17 protein-coding genes are annotated in these 18,683 nt (G+C 74.4%); 12 read left to right on the top strand and 5 right to left on the bottom strand.

Annotated elements, in window-relative coordinates; all coding sequences use genetic code 11:
- The first annotated feature begins 9 nt into the window (after positions 1-9).
- From DZA62_RS20740 to DZA62_RS20720, 5 genes are all read left to right on the top strand, one after another.
- Positions 10-1,191: a DUF4232 domain-containing protein gene (locus DZA62_RS20740; protein WP_116950821.1), complete on the top strand. Its 1,182-nt coding sequence runs from the start codon at positions 10-12 to the stop codon at positions 1,189-1,191.
- Between the two features lie 78 nt (positions 1,192-1,269).
- On the top strand, positions 1,270-2,136 hold the full coding sequence (locus tag DZA62_RS20735) for a helix-turn-helix domain-containing GNAT family N-acetyltransferase (protein ID WP_116950820.1): 867 nt from the start codon (positions 1,270-1,272) through the stop codon (positions 2,134-2,136).
- Between the two features lie 99 nt (positions 2,137-2,235).
- Positions 2,236-2,877 carry a 5-oxoprolinase subunit B family protein gene (locus tag DZA62_RS20730; protein ID WP_198664012.1) on the top strand — a complete coding sequence of 214 codons (642 nt, stop codon included), beginning with the start codon at positions 2,236-2,238 and terminating at the stop codon, positions 2,875-2,877.
- Complete coding sequence (locus tag DZA62_RS20725) at positions 2,874-3,635, top strand: LamB/YcsF family protein (RefSeq protein ID WP_116950819.1); 762 nt, start codon at positions 2,874-2,876, stop codon at positions 3,633-3,635. The genes DZA62_RS20730 and DZA62_RS20725 overlap by 4 nt, the downstream gene beginning before the upstream one ends.
- Entirely contained in the window at positions 3,632-4,588 is a 957-nt protein-coding gene (locus DZA62_RS20720) for a 5-oxoprolinase subunit C family protein (RefSeq protein ID WP_116950818.1), read from the top strand. The genes DZA62_RS20725 and DZA62_RS20720 overlap by 4 nt, the downstream gene beginning before the upstream one ends.
- Here DZA62_RS20720 and clpX read toward each other — a convergent pair.
- On the bottom strand, positions 4,494-5,732 hold the full coding sequence (gene clpX / locus DZA62_RS20715) for an ATP-dependent Clp protease ATP-binding subunit ClpX (RefSeq protein WP_116950817.1): 1,239 nt from the start codon (positions 5,730-5,732) through the stop codon (positions 4,494-4,496). The genes DZA62_RS20720 and clpX overlap by 95 nt on opposite strands.
- A gap of 80 nt (positions 5,733-5,812) precedes the next feature.
- Between clpX and DZA62_RS20710 the strand changes: the two genes are divergently transcribed.
- Positions 5,813-6,847, top strand: coding sequence for a TetR family transcriptional regulator (locus DZA62_RS20710; protein WP_116950816.1), 1,035 nt, complete (start codon positions 5,813-5,815; stop codon positions 6,845-6,847).
- Here the strand turns inward: DZA62_RS20710 and DZA62_RS20705 are convergent.
- On the bottom strand, positions 6,819-7,484 hold the full coding sequence (locus DZA62_RS20705; protein ID WP_116950815.1) for a pyridoxamine 5'-phosphate oxidase family protein: 666 nt from the start codon (positions 7,482-7,484) through the stop codon (positions 6,819-6,821). The two genes, DZA62_RS20710 and DZA62_RS20705, sit on opposite strands and share 29 nt — an antisense overlap.
- Before the next feature lie 105 nt (positions 7,485-7,589).
- Positions 7,590-8,138: a GNAT family N-acetyltransferase gene (locus DZA62_RS20700; RefSeq protein WP_116950814.1), complete on the bottom strand. Its 549-nt coding sequence runs from the start codon at positions 8,136-8,138 to the stop codon at positions 7,590-7,592.
- A gap of 104 nt (positions 8,139-8,242) precedes the next feature.
- On the opposite strand from DZA62_RS20700, the gene DZA62_RS20695 reads away from it, so the two are divergent.
- The 6 genes from DZA62_RS20695 to treZ are packed head-to-tail and all read left to right on the top strand — an operon-like array spanning position 8,243 to position 16,734.
- On the top strand, positions 8,243-8,857 hold the full coding sequence (locus tag DZA62_RS20695) for a DUF998 domain-containing protein (protein ID WP_116950813.1): 615 nt from the start codon (positions 8,243-8,245) through the stop codon (positions 8,855-8,857).
- On the top strand, positions 8,854-9,267 hold the full coding sequence (locus tag DZA62_RS20690) for a YciI family protein (RefSeq protein ID WP_116950812.1): 414 nt from the start codon (positions 8,854-8,856) through the stop codon (positions 9,265-9,267). The genes DZA62_RS20695 and DZA62_RS20690 overlap by 4 nt, the downstream gene beginning before the upstream one ends.
- Positions 9,264-10,523 (top strand): RNA polymerase sigma factor, encoded by a 1,260-nt coding sequence (locus tag DZA62_RS20685; protein ID WP_116950811.1) that lies wholly within the window; start codon positions 9,264-9,266, stop codon positions 10,521-10,523. Before DZA62_RS20690 ends, DZA62_RS20685 begins: the two co-directional genes overlap by 4 nt.
- A gap of 54 nt (positions 10,524-10,577) precedes the next feature.
- On the top strand, positions 10,578-12,719 hold the full coding sequence (gene glgX, locus DZA62_RS20680) for a glycogen debranching protein GlgX (protein WP_116950810.1): 2,142 nt from the start codon (positions 10,578-10,580) through the stop codon (positions 12,717-12,719).
- Positions 12,716-14,983 (top strand): malto-oligosyltrehalose synthase, encoded by a 2,268-nt coding sequence (treY, locus tag DZA62_RS20675; protein WP_116950809.1) that lies wholly within the window; start codon positions 12,716-12,718, stop codon positions 14,981-14,983. Before glgX ends, treY begins: the two co-directional genes overlap by 4 nt.
- Positions 14,980-16,734, top strand: a complete 1,755-nt coding sequence (treZ, locus tag DZA62_RS20670; RefSeq protein WP_116950808.1) for a malto-oligosyltrehalose trehalohydrolase — start codon at positions 14,980-14,982, stop codon at positions 16,732-16,734. Before treY ends, treZ begins: the two co-directional genes overlap by 4 nt.
- A gap of 170 nt (positions 16,735-16,904) precedes the next feature.
- Here treZ and DZA62_RS20665 read toward each other — a convergent pair whose 3' ends face one another.
- Together DZA62_RS20665 and DZA62_RS20660 are read right to left on the bottom strand one after the other, a co-directional pair.
- On the bottom strand, positions 16,905-17,669 hold the full coding sequence (locus DZA62_RS20665; protein WP_116950807.1) for a sugar phosphate isomerase/epimerase family protein: 765 nt from the start codon (positions 17,667-17,669) through the stop codon (positions 16,905-16,907).
- The gene (locus DZA62_RS20660) at positions 17,666-18,679 is read right to left on the bottom strand and encodes a hydroxyacid dehydrogenase (protein WP_198664011.1); all 1,014 of its coding nucleotides are present in this window, start codon (positions 18,677-18,679) and stop codon (positions 17,666-17,668) included. Before DZA62_RS20660 ends, DZA62_RS20665 begins: the two co-directional genes overlap by 4 nt.
- Between the last annotated feature and the right edge of the window lie 4 nt (positions 18,680-18,683).

Here is an 18,683-nt window from a genome sequence, read left to right as displayed (position 1 = left end):
GTCTGCTTCGTGTCGTCCGCGCCGATTCGTACCCTCCTCGCCGCACTTCTCACCCTCGGTCTCGCCGCCTGCGGTTCGACGAGCACGGGACCTGCCGACGCCGGCGGCGCCCCCGATCCCGAGACGATCGTCGCCGACGCCCGCGCGCTCCCGGGCGTCGGCGACGTCACGTTCCACTATCGCGATCCGGACGGCGAAGAGCACGCGGAACTGCCCGCCGATCCCGCCGAGTGGGCGGCCTGGACGATGCGGCTCGACATCGTGAACCGCGCCGAGCAGGGCGCGGGCTCGACGGTCGAGGCGATGGACGACCTGCACGAGGCCTGGCAGCTGCTGTCGACGGCGCCGCCCACCACGACGCCGGGGACGGTACCCACACCGTGGGCGACCGGGACGCCGCTACCCGTGCCGCGGCTGGAGATCTGGCTGCACCCGGTGACGCCGACGGGGTCGGAGATCACCGTCCGTGCGTACCCGCTGCCGCAGGTGCGCGACGCGGTCGGCGGGCCCATCGGCGACGCGTACCTCTTCGCCGGCACGCCGGGGGTCGTGCGGGCGGTGTTCGACGGCGAGACCGCGGACGTCCGGGTGGGCGACCCATCGGACCTGGCGAAGGTGGCCGACGTCGCGGCGGTGCAGGGCGCCGGGGTGGACGTCATCCGCACCCTCGACTCGGCGGAGCTCGCCGTCGCCGACGTGCCGCCACGGCCGCCGTACACCCCGAGCGCCGGCTGGCCCGCCGATCCGTCCGCGCCCGAGTGCGACCCGGCCGCTCTGCGTCTCGAGATCACCGGCAGCGACGCCGCGCTGGGCTCGCGGTACCTGTTCCTGGGCGCGACGAACACCGGCCCGGCGCCGTGTGCCGTCCAGGGTCACCCGGACGTCACCTTCCGCACCCTCGCCGAGCAGCCGCTGACCGTCACCGTCGTCCCGACGCCCGACGCCGCGCGGGTGGTGATCCCGCCGGGCGCCCGAGCCATGGCGGTGGTCGACTGGAACGCCATGCCCACGGCGGACAACCCGGACCTCACCTACGAGGTCGTGCTGGCCGCCGTTCCGGGCGCGCCGGCCACCGAGCTGCCGCTGACCTCCTGGGTCGTCGAGGGCTACGGGCCGCACACCTACCTCGACATCGTCGACGGCGGCGAGGTCGCGATCACCGAGTGGCGGCCCGACGGCGCGGCGTTCTGACCCTGTTCCGTCCGAAGAAACCTCAGCGATACGCGAACATCACGCGAGCATCGATCGGGCTCAATAAGCTCACTTGCCATGACCGCCGGCACGCTCGCGCACCCCGATCTGCTCCCCACCGATGACGTCGTCCGCTTCGCCGAATCCTTCGCCTGTCTGGCCGATCCGACCCGGGTCCGGCTGCTGCACGCCGTCGCGACCGCGCCCGCCGGCCGGACGGTGGGTGAGCTGACCGAGCGGCTGGGCATCAGTCAGTCGACCTGCTCGCACCATGTGCGCAAGCTCGCCGAGGTCGGCTTCGTCCACGTCGACCGCCAGGGCCCGTTCAGCCGGGTCACCGTCAACGAGGCCTGCATCATCGGGCTGCCGCACATGGCCGACGTCGTCATGGGGGCGCTGGCCACGCGGCCGCGACACCCCGAGGACGTCCCCGCCGGCATCACCGTCCGCGAGCTCCGGCTGGACGACTGGCCGGCGGTGCGGCGCATCTACCAGGAGGGCCTCGACACCGGCATCGCGTCGTTCGACACCACCGTGGCGCCGAGCACCCGGCTGGCCGCCCGCTGGCTGCCCGGCCACCGCTGGGTCGCCGAGCTCGACGGCTCCGTCGTCGGCTGGACGACGGTCGCGCACGCGTCGCAGCGCGAGCCGCTGCGCGGGGTCGGCGAGACATCGGTCTACGTCGATCGGGCGCACCGAGGCCGCGGCATCGGCAAGGCGCTGCTGTTCCGCCAGGTCACGGCGGCCGACCGAGCCGGCATCTGGACGCTGCAGACGTCGGTGTTCAGCGCGAACCGGGCCGGGCTGTCGCTGCACCACCAGGCCGGATACCGCACCGTCGGCCTCCGGGAGAAGTTCGCCCAGCGCGACGGCGTGTGGCACGACTGCGTCCTCCTGGAACGCCGCGCGTCGGCCGCCGTCCCGCACCCGCGGGCAGCATCTTGACATGATCGGTTCGCCCTCCCTTCAATGGCCGTGGGACGCTCGGAGGTGCGCGGTTCAGCAGCGCCGAACGAGCGTCGAGCCGTGTGGAGAGGCGAGACCATGCGCACCAGCGAGTTGCACGTTCTCCCGTGCGGAGACCACGCGATCCTGGTCGAGCTGGACGACCTCGAGGACGTCCTCGCCCTGAACGCGGCGTTGCGCGACCACGAGCCGGCCGGACTGGTCGACGTCGTGCCGGCGGCCGAGACGCTGCTGATCACGTTCGACCCGGGAGTGACGTCGGCGCAGCGGCTCACCGACGACCTCGCGCACCTGCCCGACGAGCGACCGGCCACCGACGAGCCGCCGCTGGTCGAGATCCCGGTCGGCTACGACGGCCCCGATCTCGACGCCGTCGCCGACGCCGCGGGGCTGTCCGCCGACGAGGTGGTCCGGCGGCACTCCGGCGCCGTCTACACCGTCGCGTTCACCGGGTTCGCGCCCGGCTTCGCCTACCTCACCGGACTCGACCAGCGGCTGGTCCTCTCCCGGCGCGAGAACCCGCGCACCCGGGTGCCGGCCGGCTCGGTCGCCATCGCCGACCGCTACTCGGGGGTCTACCCGCGCTCCGGGCCGGGTGGCTGGCACCTGCTGGGTCATACCGACGCGGTGCTGTGGGACCTCGACCGGACGCCGCCGGCGGCGCTGCTGCCGGGCACCCGCGTGCGGTTCACCGTCCAGGGGCGGGACGAGCGCCGGTGACGACTCCGATCGACCTCAACTGCGACCTGGGCGAGGGCTTCGGCGCCTGGACCATGGGCGACGACGACGGCCTGCTCGCCGTCGTCAGCAGCGCGAACGTCGCCTGCGGCTTCCACGGCGGCGACCCGACGATCATGCGCGGCGTCTGCGAGGTCGCTGCCGCCCGCGGCATCACCGTCGGCGCGCACGTGGGCTACCGCGACCTCGCCGGGTTCGGCCGCCGCGAGATCGCCATGCCGGCCACCCAGCTGGCCGACGACGTGCTCTACCAGCTCGCGGCGCTCGACGGCATCGCCCGCGTGGCCGGGACCCGGGTCCGCTACGTCAAGCCCCACGGCGCCCTCTACAACACCATCGTCCGCGACGCCGAGCAGGCCGCCGCCGTCGTCGACGCCGCCCGCGCCTACGACCCGACGCTGACGATCCTCGGGCTGCCGGGCTCGGAGGTGCTGCGCATCGCCGCCGTGCACGGGCTGCCGACGGCGGCCGAGGCGTTCGGCGACCGCGCCTACCACGCCGACGGCCGGCTGGTGTCGCGGCGCCGGCGGGGCGCGCTGGTCACCGACCCGGACGAGGTCGCGGCGCGGTGCCTGCAGATCGTCACCACCGGACAGGTCACCAGCATCGAGGGCGAGCCGGTCGCCGTCTCGGCGCGGTCGCTGTGCGTGCACGGCGACACCCCCGGCGCCGTGGACCTGATGCGCCGGGTCCGCGAGGTGCTGACCGAGAACGGCGTCCCGATCGCCGCGTTCGCATGACCGCCGCCACCGCCCCCGTGCTCGAGATCGTCGAGCCGGGCATGCTGGCGATCGTCGAGGACCTCGGCCGGCCGGGGCTGGGCGCGCTGGGCGTCGGGCGGTCCGGCGCGGCCGACGAGGCCAGCTTCCGGCTGGCGAACCGGCTGGTCGCCAACGCCGAACGGGCCGCCGCGATCGAGTTCGTGCTCGGCGGCCTGGCGGTCCGGTTCCGCCGGACGGCGACCGTCGCGCTCACCGGCGCACCGGCCGACGTGCGGGCCGGCCACCGCGCGGCCGCGTTCAACGCCCCGTTCGCCGTCCGGGCCGGTGAGGTGCTGCGGGTGGGGCGGCCTGCGCGCGGCCTGCGTGGGTACCTGGCGGTGCGCGGCGGGCTGGGCGTCGCGCCGGTGCTGGGGTCGCGGTCGTGGGACTCGCTGGCCGGGATCGGCCCGCCGCCGCTGCGGTCCGGCGACCTGCTGCCGCTGGCCGCCGACCACGCCGGCGAGCCGTCTGTCGACGTCGCTCCGGTGCCGCCCCCGTCGGGCGACGTCACGTTGCGGGTGCTGCCCGGGCCGCGGGCCGGCCGGTTCGCGCCGTCCGCCCTGGACCGGCTGTTCGGGTCGGCGTACGAGGTGACGGCGGACAGCGACCGGGTGGGGCTGCGGCTGGCCGGGCCGCCGTTGCGCCGAGCGCCCGGCGCGGCCGCGGAGCTGGCACCGGAGGGCATGGTGACCGGGGCACTGCAGGTGCCGCCGAACGGCCGCCCGGTGCTGTTCCTGGCCGATCACCCCGTGACCGGCGGTTACCCGGTGATCGGCGTCGTCGCGGCGGCGGACGTGTCGCCGGCCGCGCAGCTGCGGCCCGGCGACACGGTGCGGTTCAGGCCGACCGCTCCCGCCGCTGCCGGCGCCCCGGCGCCCGGCCTCGTGAGAGCAGGGCCGGCAGCACATTGGTCTCCACCACGTCGCGGGTGATGACCACCCGGGCGACGTCGTCGCGCGACGGCACCTCGTACATGACGTGCAGCAGCACCTCTTCGAGGATGGCCCGCAACCCGCGCGCGCCGGTGCCGCGCAGCAACGCCAGATCGGCGACCGCCTCGACCGCGTCGTCGGTGAACTCCAGCTCGACGTGGTCGATCTCGAACAGCCGCATGTACTGCTTCACCAGCGCGTTGCGCGGCTCGGACAGGATGCGGATGAGCGCGGCGCGGTCCAGCGGCGACACCGTGGTGATGACCGGGAGACGCCCGACGAACTCCGGGATCAGCCCGAACTTGAGCAGGTCCTCCGGCATGACCGCGCCGAACGGGTCGGTGTCCGACGCCGGACGCGACAGGTCGGCGCCGAAACCCAGCCCGCGCCGGCCCGTGCGCGACCGGATCGCGTCGTCCAGCCCGGCGAACGCGCCGCCCACGATGAACAGCACGTTCGTGGTGTCGATCTGGATGAACTCCTGGCCCGGGTGCTTGCGCCCGCCCTGCGGCGGCACGGACGCCGTGGTGCCCTCGAGGATCTTCAGCAGCGCCTGCTGCACACCCTCGCCCGACACGTCGCGAGTGATCGACGCGCCCTCGCTCTTGCGGGCGATCTTGTCGACCTCGTCGATGTAGACGATGCCGGTCTCGGCCTTCTTGACGTCGTAGTCGGCGGCCTGGATCAGCTTCAGCAGGATGTTCTCGACGTCCTCACCGACATAACCGGCCTCGGTCAGCGCGGTGGCGTCGGCGATGGCGAACGGCACGTTCAGCATCTTCGCCAGCGTCTGCGCCAGATACGTCTTCCCGCACCCGGTCGGGCCGATGAGCAGGACGTTCGACTTCGCGACCGTGACGTCCGACGCGGGCGCCCGCACCCGCTTGTAGTGGTTGTAGACGGCGACCGCCAGCGCCTTCTTGGCCGCGTCCTGACCGACGACGTACCGGTCGAGGAACTCGTGGATGTCGCGCGGCTTCGGCGGTTCACCCGGCCCGCCCACCTCGTCGGCGGTGGCCTCGTCGTCCATCAGCTCGTTGCACAGCTCGACGCACTCGTCGCAGATGCAGACGCGGGCCGGCCCCGCGATCAGCTTCTTCACCTGCTTCTGGCTCTTGCCGCAGAAGGCGCACGTCATCAACATTCAGACCACATTTCAGATGTTCGGACCATCTGGATGGTGACGGTATCTTGGTTGGCGACCGGAGACAACGGGAGGCGCCGATGGTACGGCTCACACGGGCGCAGACCCAGGAGCGGACCCGGTCCGGCGTGTTGGCCGCGGCCCGCGCCGAGTTCGCCGCCCACGGCTACGGCGACGCGAAGATCGACGGCATCGCCGCACGTGCCGGCCTCACCCGGGGCGCCATCTACGCGAACTTCACCGGCAAGCGGGCGCTCTACCTCTCGGTACTGGCCGCCGACGCGGAGCGGGCCGCGCGGAGGAGCGGTGCCGGCGCCGCGCAGGTGCGCTCGCCACGCGAGGCGCTCGCCGCCATCGCCCGGGCCCGGCTGTCCGGCCGGGCGCTGACCGGCGCCGAGCTCCCGGCCGAGGTCCTCGACGACGACCGGGTGCGCACGGCGCACGCGCAGCTGCTGACGCTGGAGGCGGTGGTACTGGGGCTGGCCCTGGAACGCCTGGGCCGGCGCGGACGCGGCACCCGGGTCGCGGCGTCGGCGCTGACGCTGCTGGCCGGCGCCGACGGGCTCGCCACCAGCGCGCCCGGCTTCGCCGACCCGTTCGACGTCGTGGCGGCGTGCGAGCTGCTGGCCGGTCTGCCGCCGGACCGCGGCGGGCCGCGGCCCTATCTCCGGCACGTCGCCCCCGCCCGGCCGGTGGACGAGCCGTGGCCCGGTGCGCCGGCGCCGCGCGACGGCATCGTGCACGTGCTGGGGCTGCACCGGCTCGAGGCGGCCGAAGAGTCCGTCCGGTCCGCGCCCGCCGGCGCCGACGTCACCGTCGCGCTGGTGGCGGGCCGGCCCGACGACCTCGAGCCGCTGGCCCGGCTGGTGCTGGCCCGGCTCGACGGCACGCTGCGCCAGGCGATCCCCGAGCCGGCCCGGCCGCCGCTGCGGCTGCTGCTCGGCCCCGCGGCCGCGGACCTGGCCGCGGCGGCCGGCGTCACCGAGCCGGCCGACGACACCGAGGCGGCCGTGCGCGTCGAGGCCGGCCGCCTCGTCGCCCGCGCGGACGGCCGCGGCGCCGGGTACGCGGTGGTCGCCGGTGCGGTCACGAGAGCCGTGGCGCGCCCTGCCTGAGCGCCCGCTTGGCGTGCGCGCCGAGCCCGCGCGACGCGGCCACCCCGAACGCGTCGCCGCCCTTGGCCTTGCGGTCGTCGGTGCCCCACTGACGGTTCCGCGGCACCGGCATCAGCCGCGGCACGTGCTTCGAGCAGTGGATGTAGGCCTCCTCGACGTGCACCGTCACCCACCGCTCGGGGCGGCGGCCGGGCACGTCGGCGTCGACCGGCTCCTCGGGGTGCCGTTCGTCGAACTCCGACGCCGACAGCAGCGCCGCCTCGCCGTTGACGTGCAGGCCGACGAGATCGCGCACGAAGTCCATGAAGAGCAGGCCGACGTGGCCGTTCTCGACGATGTTGCCGGCGCTGGCCATGACGCCGTTGCCGCGGTACTCCGGCCAGGCCAGCGTCCGTGGGTCGACCACCCGGACGAAGCCCGGCGGACCCGCCCGGAACGTGACGTCGCACTCGCCGCCGCCGTCGGCCGTGCCGACGAACATCATCTCCATGCGGCCGACGAACTCGCGCATGTGACCATTGAGATGGTCGGCCACCTGCTCACGGTAGAAGCGGTCGGCCCGTTCCCGGCTGCCGTTCGCCTCCTGCAGTGCGTGCTCGCCGGCCGATCCGGGCCGTTCGTGCGCAGCATGATCCATGTGTCTACCTCCACGTCCCCCGCCCCCGGGTGCGTATGACCCACCATGATCGCCCACCCACCATGACGACCGGTATCGCGGTGACACATAGTGGGCCACGACTCATCACGGTGCGCCGTCGCCCGGTTCCGGCGGCAGCACCAGCGCCAGCAACGGCGGCCAGCCGGGCCGCCGCCACACCGGGCTGGCCTCGCCGGCCACCACCCAGCCGCGCGCCTCGTACCAGGACACGACCGACGCGGCCGGGCCGATCGGCAGCACGTCCAGGCAGGGCGCGAGGTCGCGCTCGCGCATCCACCCGACGGCGGTGCCGAGCAGCGCCGCGCCGGTCCCGTGCCGCTGGCGGCCGGCCGCGACGAACAACCGTCCGACGACGGCGCAGCCGGCGACAGGGCGGCCGTGCGCCGCGCTCCAGGCCTCCTGCAACGCGGTACCGGCGCCGTGGTCGATGCCGGCGGCCGCGCCGACGCTGACGTGACCGGCCGGGTGGTCCTCCTCGTCGGCGGCGACGAACGCGGCGAGGTCGTCGGGTGACCCGATCCACTCCGCCGGACTGTCGGGCAGGTCGTACGGATAGCCGGTGACCGTGTGATCCCGGACCAGTACGCCGGCCAGGCCGGGCAGGTCGGCGGGCGTGCGGGGGCGGATCCTCATCGGCTCCACCGTAACCGCCCGTCTCGTGGCGCCGGCACGTCCCACCCCCGTGTCCGGAATCGGCGGGCGGCACCGACGTCCAGGGCGAGAGAGAGGAGAGCACGATGACCCTGACCACTCGGTCCCTGCTCACGGCCGGTCTGGTCGCCGGCCCGGTGTTCGTCGTCGTCTGGCTGGCGCAGGTGCTGACCCGCGACGGGTTCGACCCGCGCCGCCATCCGCCGAGCCTGCTCGCCCTCGGCGACGGCGGCTGGGTGCAGATCGCCACCTTCGTCGTCACGGGCGTGCTGGTCGTCGCCTGCGCCGTCGGGCTGCACCGGACGCCGGTCCCCGGGACGAGGTGGGGCCCGCGCCTGATCGCCCTGCTCGGCACCGGGCTGGTGGTGGGCGGCGCGTTCGTCACCGACCCCGGCGCCGGGTTCCCGGCCGGTGCGCCTCCGGGCGCGCCGGAGGAGGTCAGCTGGCACGCGCTGGTACACAGCGCCGGCGCCGGGCTGGCGATGCTCGGCGGGATCGCCGCGGCGATCGTCTACGCCAAGGCGTTCCGCGCCCGGCGCGACCGGCGGGCGGCGTCCGGCTGCGTCCTGGCCGCCGTCGCCGCCGGTCTGCTCCTGGTCATCCCGTCGCCTGACGGGTTGAGCCTGCGGCTGGTCGCCGCGTCCGCCATTCTGTTCGGGTTCGTCGCAGCCCTCGCCGCACACGGAAGGACCGCACGATGAAGTACCTGATCCTCACCTACGGGACCCAGCGCGACTACGACCTGATGTCCGGTGCCGGCGCCGGCACCGGACCGGCGCCGGAGGAGTTCGCGCCGATGCACGCGTTCATGCAGGAGTTCGCCACCGAGCTGGCCAGGTCCGGCGAACTGGTCGACACCAAGGGGTTGGCCGCTCCGGTGCACACGCGGCGGGTCCAGCTGCAAGCCGGCGTGCCGGTGGTCACCGAGGGGCCGTACGCCGAGACCCAGGAGGTGCTGGCCGGCTACTGGCTGGTCGACGTCGCGAGCTTCGACCGCGCGACGGAGATCGCGGCGCGCCTGGCGGCCTGCCCGAGCCCGGGCGGCATCTTCGCCGACGCCGTCGCGGACATCCGGCCGGTCGACGAGTTCGGCGGCGAGCCGGAGCTCTGACGGTGACCGGCGTCGAGGACCTGCTGCGCGCGCTCGCGCCGCAGGTCCTCGGCGCGCTCGTGCGCAGGTACGGGCACTTCGACACCGCCGAGGACGCCGTCCAGGAGGCGCTGCTCGCCGCGACCACCCAGTGGCCGCGCGACGGCATCCCGGACCAGCCGCGGGCCTGGCTCATCACCGTCGCGTCGCGCCGGCTCACCGACCTGCTGCGCAGCGAGCAGGCCCGGCGGCGCCGCGAGGACGCCATCGCCCGGTGGACGATTCCGGAGGACCGGCTCGCGCCCGCCGCCGACCGTGACGGGCACGACGGCGACGACACGCTGGTGCTGCTGTTCCTGTGCTGCCACCCGGCGCTGACGACGGCCGGGCAGATCGCGCTCACCCTGCGCGCCGTCGGCGGCCTGACGACGGCGGAGGTGGCACGCGCGTTCCTCGTCCCCGAGGACACCATGACCCGCCGCATCAGCCGGGCCAAGAAGACCATCAAAGACAGCGGCCTGCCGTTCGCGCCGCCGGCCGCGGCCGACCGCGACGCCCGGCTGCGGGCCGTCCTGCACGTCCTCTACCTGGTCTTCACCGAGGGATACGCCGCCACCTCCGGCCCGGTCCTGTTCCGCGTCGACCTGATCGCCGAGGCCATCCGGCTGACCCGGCTGCTGCACGGCCTCCTGCCTGGTGACGGCGAGGTCGCCGGGCTGCTGGCGCTGATGCTGCTCACCGACGCCCGCCGGCCGGCCCGTACCGGGCCGCACGGCGAGCTGGTCCCGATGGAGGAGCAGGACCGCTCGCTGTGGGACCGCTCGGCGATCGCCGAGGGGACGGCGCTGATCACCGCCGCGCTCCCCCGCGGCGTCACCGGCCCGTACCAGTTGCAGGCCGCCGTGGCCGCCGTCCACGACGAGGCGCCGACGTCCGCGGCGACCGACTGGGCGCAGATCGAGGCGCTCTACGAACTGCTGCTGCGCATCGACGACGGCCCGGTGGTCAGGCTGAACCACGCCGTCGCGGTCGCCATGGCCCGCGGCCCGCTGGCCGGGCTGGCGCTGCTCGCCGAACTGGAGGCGGCCGGGAAGGTGGCCGCCGGGCACCGGCTGCACGCCGTCCGGGCGCACCTGCTGGAACGCGTCGGCGACGCGCCCGGCGCCCGGGCGCTTTACCTGGCCGCCGCACGGCTGGCCACAGGCCCTTCCTTGCGCCGTTACCTCACCAGCCGGGCGGACCGGGTGGATTCGAACGGCCCGAGCCGGGAACATTGACACCTGACTCGCGGCGCAGCGAGCACCACACGGAACCGCGACGAAAGGCCACCGATGACCTCTGCCGAGCCCATGCCGCAGTGGCCGGGGGCGGCGTACCCGCTCGGCGCCACCTATGACGGCTCCGGCACCAACTTCGCGCTGTTCAGCGAGGTCGCCGACAGCGTCGAGCTGTGCCTCTTCGACGCCGCGGGCGCCGAGACGCGGCTGACGCTGACCGAGGTCGACGGCTTCGTCTGGCACGCGTTCCTGCCCGGCGTCGAGCCCGGCCAGCGCTACGGCTTCCGCGTCCACGGCCCGAACGAGCCCAAGGCCGGCCACCGCTGCAATCCGGCGAAGCTGCTGCTCGACCCGTACGCGAAGGCCATCGACGGCACGTTCGAGTGGCACCAGTCGCTGTTCGGCTACCAGTTCGGAGACCCCGACAGCCGCAACGACGACGACTCCGCGCCGCACATGCCGAAGTCGGTGGTGATCAACCCGTTCTTCGACTGGGGCACCGACCGCCCACCACGCCGCGAGTACGCCGAGACCGTCATCTACGAGGCGCACGTCAAGGGCCTCACCCGCACCCACCCTGACATCCCCGAGGAGATCCGCGGCACCTACGCGGCCATCGCGCACCCCGTCGTCCTCGACCACCTGAAGGCGCTGGGGGTCACCGCGCTCGAGCTGATGCCGGTGCACCACTTCGCCAACGACGCCACGCTGATGGAGAAGGGCCTCTCGAACTACTGGGGCTACAACTCCATCGGCTTCTTCGCGCCCGACCCGAAGTACAGCGCGGCCGCCACACCCGGCGCGCAGGTCGGCGAGTTCAAGGCGATGGTGCGGGCGCTGCACGAGGCGGGCATCGAGGTCATCCTCGACGTCGTCTACAACCACACCGCCGAGGGCAACCACCTCGGCCCGACGCTGTCCTTCCGCGGCATCGACAACGCCGCCTACTACCGGCTGGTCGACGACGACAAGCGCTACTACCTCGACTACACCGGCACCGGGAACTCGCTCAACGTCGGCCACCCGCACACGCTGCAGCTGATCATGGACTCGCTGCGCTACTGGATCACCGAGATGCACGTCGACGGCTTCCGCTTCGACCTCGCCGCCACACTGGCCCGCGAGTTCTACGACGTCGACCGGCTGTCGTCGTTCTTCGAGCTGGTGCAGCAGGACCCCACGGTGAGCCAGGTCAAGCTGATCGCCGAGCCATGGGACCTCGGACCGGGCGGCTACCAGGTGGGCAACTTCCCGCCGCAGTGGTCGGAGTGGAACGGCAAGTACCGCGACACCGTCCGCGACTTCTGGCGCGGCGAGCCGGCCACACTGGGCGAGTTCGCGTCGCGCATCACCGGCTCGGCCGACCTCTACGAGCAGTCGACCCGCCGCCCGGTCGCGTCGATCAACTTCGTCACCGCGCACGACGGCTTCACCCTGCGCGACCTCGTCTCGTTCAACGAGAAGCACAACGAGGCCAACCTCGAGGACAACAAGGACGGCGAGAACCACAACCGGTCCTGGAACTGCGGCGTCGAGGGCCGCACCGACGACCCGCAGGTCAACGCGGTCCGGGCCCGCCAGCAGCGCAACTTCCTCGCCACGCTGCTGCTGTCGCAGGGCGTGCCGATGATCGGCCACGGCGACGAGCTGGGCCGCACCCAGGACGGCAACAACAACGCGTTCTGCCAGGACAACGAGCTCTCCTGGGTCGACTGGGACGACGCCGACCTCGCGCTGCAGGAGTTCACCCGGCGGGTCATGGCGTTGCGTGCCGCCCACCCGGCGTTCCGGCGGCGCCGCTTCTTCAACGGCCTGCCGGTGCGCCGGCTGGGCGTCGAAGGGCTGCCCGACATCGACTGGCTGCGGCCCGACGGCAGCCCCATGACCGAGGCCGACTGGGACGCCGGGTTCGGCCGGGCCGTCGCGGTCTTCCTCAACGGCAACGGCATCGCCGCGGTCGACGGGCGCGGGCAACGAGTCGTCGACGACTCCTTCCTGCTCTGCTTCAACGCCCACCACGAGCCGCTGGAGTTCACCCTGCCCGGTCCGGAGTTCGGCGCCGCCTGGGACACCGTCCTCGACACCGCCGACGACGACGCCGGCGATCGCGGCGGCCCACGCCCCGCCGGTAGCGTCGTCACCGTCCAGGCACGGTCACTGCTGGTCCTGCTGACGCCCCGGGACGCGGCGCCGTGAGCGCCCGGCCCGCGAGCACCTACCGGCTGCAGTTGAGCGCCGCGTTCCCGCTGGACGCGGCCGCCGACCTGACCGCGTACCTGCGCGACCTCGGCACCGGTGCGGTCTACCTGTCGCCGGTGCTGCGCGCCGCCGCCGGGTCGGCGCACGGCTACGACGTCGTCGACGCCACCCGGCTCGACGACGATCGCGGCGGCGAGGCCGGCTGGAGTGCGCTGGTCGAGGCAGCCCGGGCACACGGACTGCGCGTCGTCGCGGACCTCGTACCCAACCACCAGGGCGTCGCCGACCCGGAGCAGAACCCGGCCTGGCAGGACCTGCTGCGGCACGGCCCCGCGTCGAAGTACGCCGACTGGTTCGACGTCGACTGGGCGGCCGGACGGCTGCTGCTGCCGGTGCTGGGCGAGCCGGACGCCGTCGAGCTGACCGGCGACGCGCTGCTGGCCGGCGGGGTGCGCTACCCGCTGGCGCCGGGCACCGCGCCCCGGCCTGGCGACACCGCGGCCGACGTGCACGCCCGCCAGCACTACGAGCTGGCCGACGCGCGGCGGGGCGCGGACCACCTGACCTACCGGCGGTTCTTCGCGGTGTCGTCGCTGGCCGGGGTGCGGGTGGAGGACCCCGAGGTCGCCGCGGCGACGCACGAGCGGGTCCTGCGCTGGATCGACGACCACGACGTCGACGGGCTGCGGGTCGACCACCCCGACGGGCTGGCCGACCCCGGCGGCTACCTGCGCTGGCTGCGCGCGCACGCGCCCGGCGCGTGGATCCTGGCCGAGAAGATCCTGGAGCCGGGCGAGGCGCTGCCGGCGGACTGGCCGGTCGACGGCACCACCGGGTACGACGCGCTGACCGAGGTGGGCCCGCTGTTCGTCGACCCCGCGGCCGAACCGGCGCTGGACGACCTGTACCGGTCGATCACCGGCGACGTGCACGACTGGCCCACGCACGCGAAGATCGGGAAGCGGGCGGTCGCCACCACCATCCTGCGTTCGGAGTTCCACCGGCTGGCCCGGCTGGCGCCCGACGTCCCGCACGCGTTCGCGGCCCTGACGTTCCTGGCGGTGGCGTTCCCGGTCTACCGGTCGTACCTGCCGGCGTCGGGCGCCGACCATCTCGGCGCGGCGTTCGCGGCGGCGCGACGGGAGCGGCCGCACCTGGCCGAGGCGTTCGACGCGCTGGAGCCGCGGCTCACCGACCCCGCCGACGAGCTGTGCGTCCGGTTCCAGCAGACCACCGGCGCGGTCATGGCCAAGGGCGTCGAGGACACCGCCGCCTACCGGTACACCCGGTTCGTCGCGCTCAACGAGGTCGGCGGCGACCCTGCCCGGTTCGGCCACGGCCCGGACGACTTCCACACGGCCCAGGCGCGGCGGCAGCGGCACGCGCCGCACTCGATGACCACGCTGTCCACCCACGACACCAAGCGCGGCGAGGACGTGCGGGCCCGGCTCGCCGTGCTGGCCGAGGTGCCGGACCAATGGGCGCGGCTGGTCCGGCTGCTGGCCGCCGAGGCGCCCTTCCCGGACGCCGCGGCCGGCTACCTGCTCTGGCAGACGGTGGCCGGCATCGGGCTGGACCAGCCCGAACGTCTGCACGCCTACGCCACGAAGGCGCTGCGCGAGGCCGGCACGGTCACCAGCTGGGCCGATCCCGACACCGGCGTCGAGGCCGCCGCGCACGCCGCGCTCGACGCGCTGGCGGACCGGCCGGACCTGCGGGCGGCCGTCGAGGCGTTCGTCGACCTGATCCGCCCGTACGGCTGGTCCAACGCGCTGGGCCAGAAGCTCGTCCAGCTGACCATGCCCGGCGTGCCCGACGTCTACCAGGGCACCGAGGGCTGGGAGGACTCCCTGGTCGACCCCGACAACCGGCGCCCGGTCGACTGGACCCGGCTGCGGTCGCTGCTGGCGGGGCCGACCACGCCTCCCCCGGTCGACGAGACGGGCGCCGCCAAGGCGTGGGTCGTCTCGCGGACGCTGCGGCTGCGGCGCGACCGGCCGGAGCTGTTCACGGCGTACCGGCCGCTCCCGGCGCACGGCGCGGCCGCCGATCACGTCGTCGCGTTCGACCGTGGTGGCGCGGTGACGGTGGCGACGCGGCTGCCGGTGCGGCTGGAGGGGCGGGGTGGGTGGGCGGACACCGTCGCCGAGCTGCCCGGCGGCCTGGTCGACCAGCTCACCGGCCGGCCGTACGACGGCACGGTGCCGCTCGCGGAGTTGCTCGCCACCTACCCCGTCGCGCTGCTCGCCCCGACGGCATGACGACGTTCCTGGTCTGGGCTCCGGCCGCCCGCCGCGTGGTGCTGCGGGCCGGCGGGCGCACGGCGCGGGCGGTGCGGGCGCCGGGCGGCTGGTGGACGGCGCACGCGCCGGCGCCGCCGGGCACCGACTACGGCTGGCAGCTCGACGACTCCCCCGACGTGCTGCCCGATCCCCGCGCGGCGTGGCTCCCGCACGGCGTCGAGGGCCGGGGCCGCGTGTACGACCACGCGGCGTTCCCGTGGACCGACGGCGACTGGACCGGCCGCCCGCTGGCCGGCGCCGTCCTCTACGAGCTGCACATCGGCACGTTCAGCCCGGAGGGCACCTTCGACGGCGCCATCGAACGGCTCGACCACCTGGTCGGGCTGGGCGTGACGCACGTCGAGGTGCTGCCGGTCAACGCACTGGCCGGCGAGTGGAACTGGGGCTACGACGGCGTCGGCTGGTACGCCGTGCACGAGCCGCTGGGCGGGCCCGACGGCTTCAAGCGGTTCGTCGACGCCTGTCACGCGCGCGGGCTGGCGGTCCTGCTCGACGTCGTCTACAACCACCTCGGGCCCAGCGGCAACCATCTCCCCCGGTTCGGCCCGTACCTCACCGACCACGCCGGCACCGCCTGGGGCGACGTCCTCGACCTCGGCCGGGCGACGGTGCGCCGGTACGTCGTCGACAACGCGCTCATGTGGCTGCGCGATTACCACGTCGACGGCCTGCGGCTGGACGCCGTCCATGCGCTGGTCGACCCGCTGGCCGGGCGCGGGCACCCGCACGTGCTGGCCGAGCTGTCCGCGGCGGTCGAGCGGCTCGCCGGCGAGCTCGGCCGGCCGCTGCCGCTGATCGCGGAGTCCGACCTCAACGACCCGATCATGATCGAGCCGCGCGAGGCGGGCGGGTACGGCCTGGACGCGCAGTGGGACGACGACGTCCACCACGCGCTGCACGCGCTGCTCACCGGGGAACGGCAGGGCTACTACGGCGACTTCGGCTCCCTGACGGTGCTCGCCAAGGTCGTGCGCGACGCGTTCCTGCACGACGGCCGGTTCTCCTCGTTCCGTGGCCGCCGGCACGGCCGGCCGATCGACCGCGCGCGCACGTCCGGCCACCAGTTCGTCGTCTGCCTGCAGAACCACGACCAGGTGGGCAACCGTGCCGCTGGCGAGCGGCTGCCCGAGCTGACCTCGCCCGCGCGGCTGCGCATCGGCGCCGTGCTGCTGCTGTCGCTGCCGTTCACGCCGATGCTCTGGATGGGCGAGGAGTGGGCGGCCGCGACGCGCTGGCCGTACTTCACCTCGCACCCGGACCCCGTGCTGGCCGCGGCCATCGGGCCGGGCCGGCTGGAGGAGTTCGGCCGGCACGGGTGGGACACGTCGGCGATGATCGACCCCCAGGACCCGGCCGCGTTCCGGGCCGCCCGGCTGGACTGGAGCGAGCTCACGCGGCCGGGGCACGCGGAGATGCTCGGCCTCTACCGGCGGCTGATCGCGCTGCGCGCCGCCGAGCCGGAGCTGCGCGACGGTGACCTCACCGCCGTCGCGTCCGGGTTCGACGAGGACGCCGAGTGGTTCGTGCTGCACCGCGGCGCGCTGCGGGTGGCGGTCAATCTCGCCGGCGAGACGCGGCGAGTGCCGCTGTCCGCGACCGCCGGCGAGGTGCTGCTGGCGACCGGACCGCTGACCCCCACGGCCGACGGCGCCGCGGTCGAGCTGGGCGCCGAGACGGCCGCCGTCGTCAGGACCCGGCCAGCTGAGTGAGTCCGGCATTCCGTGGCCGGCGGGTGGCACCGACGACGTTCGTCACCCGCCACGGCGACCACTCCCCGGCGGTCGTTCCATGATCATCCAGGTTTCGGGGTGTGATCACGCCGCGGAACCTGGATAGTCACGGCGAAGCGTCGGGGTGGGCCCAGATTCGGCCGCCGTCGTCAGGACCCGGCGAGCCACTCCCGCAGGGTGACGGCGTCGCGGATCAGCACCTCGGGGTCGTCGTCGGCGACGAACTCCAGCAGCGCGTACCGCTCGGCGTCGTCGCGCCGCGCCAGTGTGCCGAGCACCGGGGTCCACAGGGCCGCGCCGTCGGCCAGCGGCAGCCGGGCGCCGTCGGCGGCCCAGGTGAACACGTGTACCGTCACCAGCCCCGGCAGCAGCGCCGCCGTCTCGCGCAGCGCCTCGTCCGACTCGAGCCCGATCCTCGGTTGCCAGTACGGCCGCAGCCCCGGGTGGTCGACGGCGGCGTAGAGGGCCAGCGCGGAGTCGAGGGTGTCGGTGAGCGTGCCCGGGTGGTGCTCGACGGCGATCTCGACGCCGTCGCGAGCAGCCAGCTCGGTGATGCGGCGCAGGTCGGCGGCCACCCGGTCGCGCCCCTCCGCCGTCGCGCCGGCCGAACCCGCCGACCCGGCCCAGATCCGGATCCGCGGCGCGCCCAGGGCCACCGCGGTCCGCAGCACGTCGTCGAAGTCGCCCGGATCGTGGTCGCCGGCCCGGTAGTACGAGCCGTACGCGACCACCCGGATGCCGTGGTCGGCGCTCGCCTTCGCGGTGCGCTTCGCCACGGCGACGTCGCCCGTGGGGACGTGTACGTCGCCGCCCCACTCCACCGCCGCCAGTCCGGCCCGGCGCATGACGCCGAGCACGTCGTCGACGCCGAGTTGCCGGAACGTGATCGAGACCAGGCCCGTCCGGACGCTCATGCCTGCATCACCAGGTCCGCGTGCCGCACCTCGTGCTCCAACGGCACGCCGGCCGCGAACCGCTCCAGCTCGTCGAGCGCGAGCGCCGTCAGCCTGCGGCATTCGGTGCCCATGGCACCGGCGACGTGCGGCGTCAGCACGACGTTGGGCAGCCGGTAGAGCGGGGAGTCGGGCGGCAGCGGCTCGGGCTCGGTGACGTCGAGGACGGCGTGCAGCCGGCCGCGCTCACACTCGGCGGTCAGCGCGGTGTGGTCGACCAGGGCGCCGCGGGCGGTGTTGATCAGCGTCGCGCCGTCCTTCATCAGGGCCGATCGACGCGCGTCGATGAGGTGGTGGGTCTCGGGCAGCGACGGCGCGTGCAGTGTGACGACGTCGCTGCGGACCAGGAGGTCGTCGAGCTCCACCAGCTCCGCACCCATGGCGGCGACCGCCACCGGGTCGGCGTACGGGTCGGCCACCAGCACCGTCAGCTCGAAAGGCCGGAGCAGGTCGACGACCCGGCGGCCGATGCGGGACAGGCCGACGACGCCGACCACCCGCCGGTAGTTGGACGCGTCGGCGACGTCGGCGCGCCAGCCGAACTCGCCCGGGTGCGCGCGGAACCCGGCCGCGAACTGCGGCACCCGCTTCCCCGCCGACAGGATCGCGGCCAGCGTGTACTCGGCCACTGGGACGGCGTTCGCGGCGGCCGCGGTGGTGACGGCCAGCCCACGCTCCCAGCAGGCGTCGGTGATGTGGTGCTTGACCGACCCGGCGGCGTGGAAGACGGCCCGCAGCCGGGGCGCGCCGGCCAGCACGCCGGCGTCCAGAGGCGGGCACCCCCATGAGGTGACCAGCACGTCCGTGCGCTCGAGTGCCGCCCGCACCGCGGGGTCGGCGAACGTCGCGACCGGCTCCGGCAGGACCAGGTCGGTCAGCGCCTCGAGCCGCGCCCGCAACTCGTCGTCGAACAGGTCACGGTAGGCGGTGTCGGACATGGCCAGCATGGCGCTGACCCGCTCGGCGGCCATCGCA

The sequence above is a fragment of the Jiangella endophytica genome, assembly GCF_003427025.1.
Taxonomy (GTDB): Bacteria; Actinomycetota; Actinomycetes; order Jiangellales; family Jiangellaceae; genus Jiangella; species Jiangella endophytica.
This window is presented reverse-complemented; position numbering and strand designations above follow the sequence as displayed.

Bases quoted from the DNA above. Each gene is read 5' to 3' on its own strand.
- DZA62_RS20705 (WP_116950815.1), bottom strand. From the start codon at position 7,484: ATGGATCATGCTGCGCACGAACGGCCCGGATCGGCCGGCGAGCACGCA.
- DZA62_RS20665 (WP_116950807.1), bottom strand. From the start codon at position 17,669: ATGAGCGTCCGGACGGGCCTGGTCTCGATCACGTTCCGGCAACTCGGC.
- DZA62_RS20700 (WP_116950814.1), bottom strand. From the start codon at position 8,138: ATGAGGATCCGCCCCCGCACGCCCGCCGACCTGCCCGGCCTGGCCGGC.
- DZA62_RS20735 (WP_116950820.1), top strand. From the start codon at position 1,270: ATGACCGCCGGCACGCTCGCGCACCCCGATCTGCTCCCCACCGATGAC.
- DZA62_RS20720 (WP_116950818.1), top strand. From the start codon at position 3,632: ATGACCGCCGCCACCGCCCCCGTGCTCGAGATCGTCGAGCCGGGCATG.
- glgX (WP_116950810.1), top strand. From the start codon at position 10,578: ATGACCTCTGCCGAGCCCATGCCGCAGTGGCCGGGGGCGGCGTACCCG.
- DZA62_RS20730 (WP_198664012.1), top strand. From the start codon at position 2,236: ATGCGCACCAGCGAGTTGCACGTTCTCCCGTGCGGAGACCACGCGATC.
- clpX (WP_116950817.1), bottom strand. From the start codon at position 5,732: ATGTTGATGACGTGCGCCTTCTGCGGCAAGAGCCAGAAGCAGGTGAAG.
- DZA62_RS20660 (WP_198664011.1), bottom strand. From the start codon at position 18,679: ATGGCCGCCGAGCGGGTCAGCGCCATGCTGGCCATGTCCGACACCGCC.
- DZA62_RS20710 (WP_116950816.1), top strand. From the start codon at position 5,813: ATGGTACGGCTCACACGGGCGCAGACCCAGGAGCGGACCCGGTCCGGC.
- DZA62_RS20690 (WP_116950812.1), top strand. From the start codon at position 8,854: ATGAAGTACCTGATCCTCACCTACGGGACCCAGCGCGACTACGACCTG.
- DZA62_RS20695 (WP_116950813.1), top strand. From the start codon at position 8,243: ATGACCCTGACCACTCGGTCCCTGCTCACGGCCGGTCTGGTCGCCGGC.
- treZ (WP_116950808.1), top strand. From the start codon at position 14,980: ATGACGACGTTCCTGGTCTGGGCTCCGGCCGCCCGCCGCGTGGTGCTG.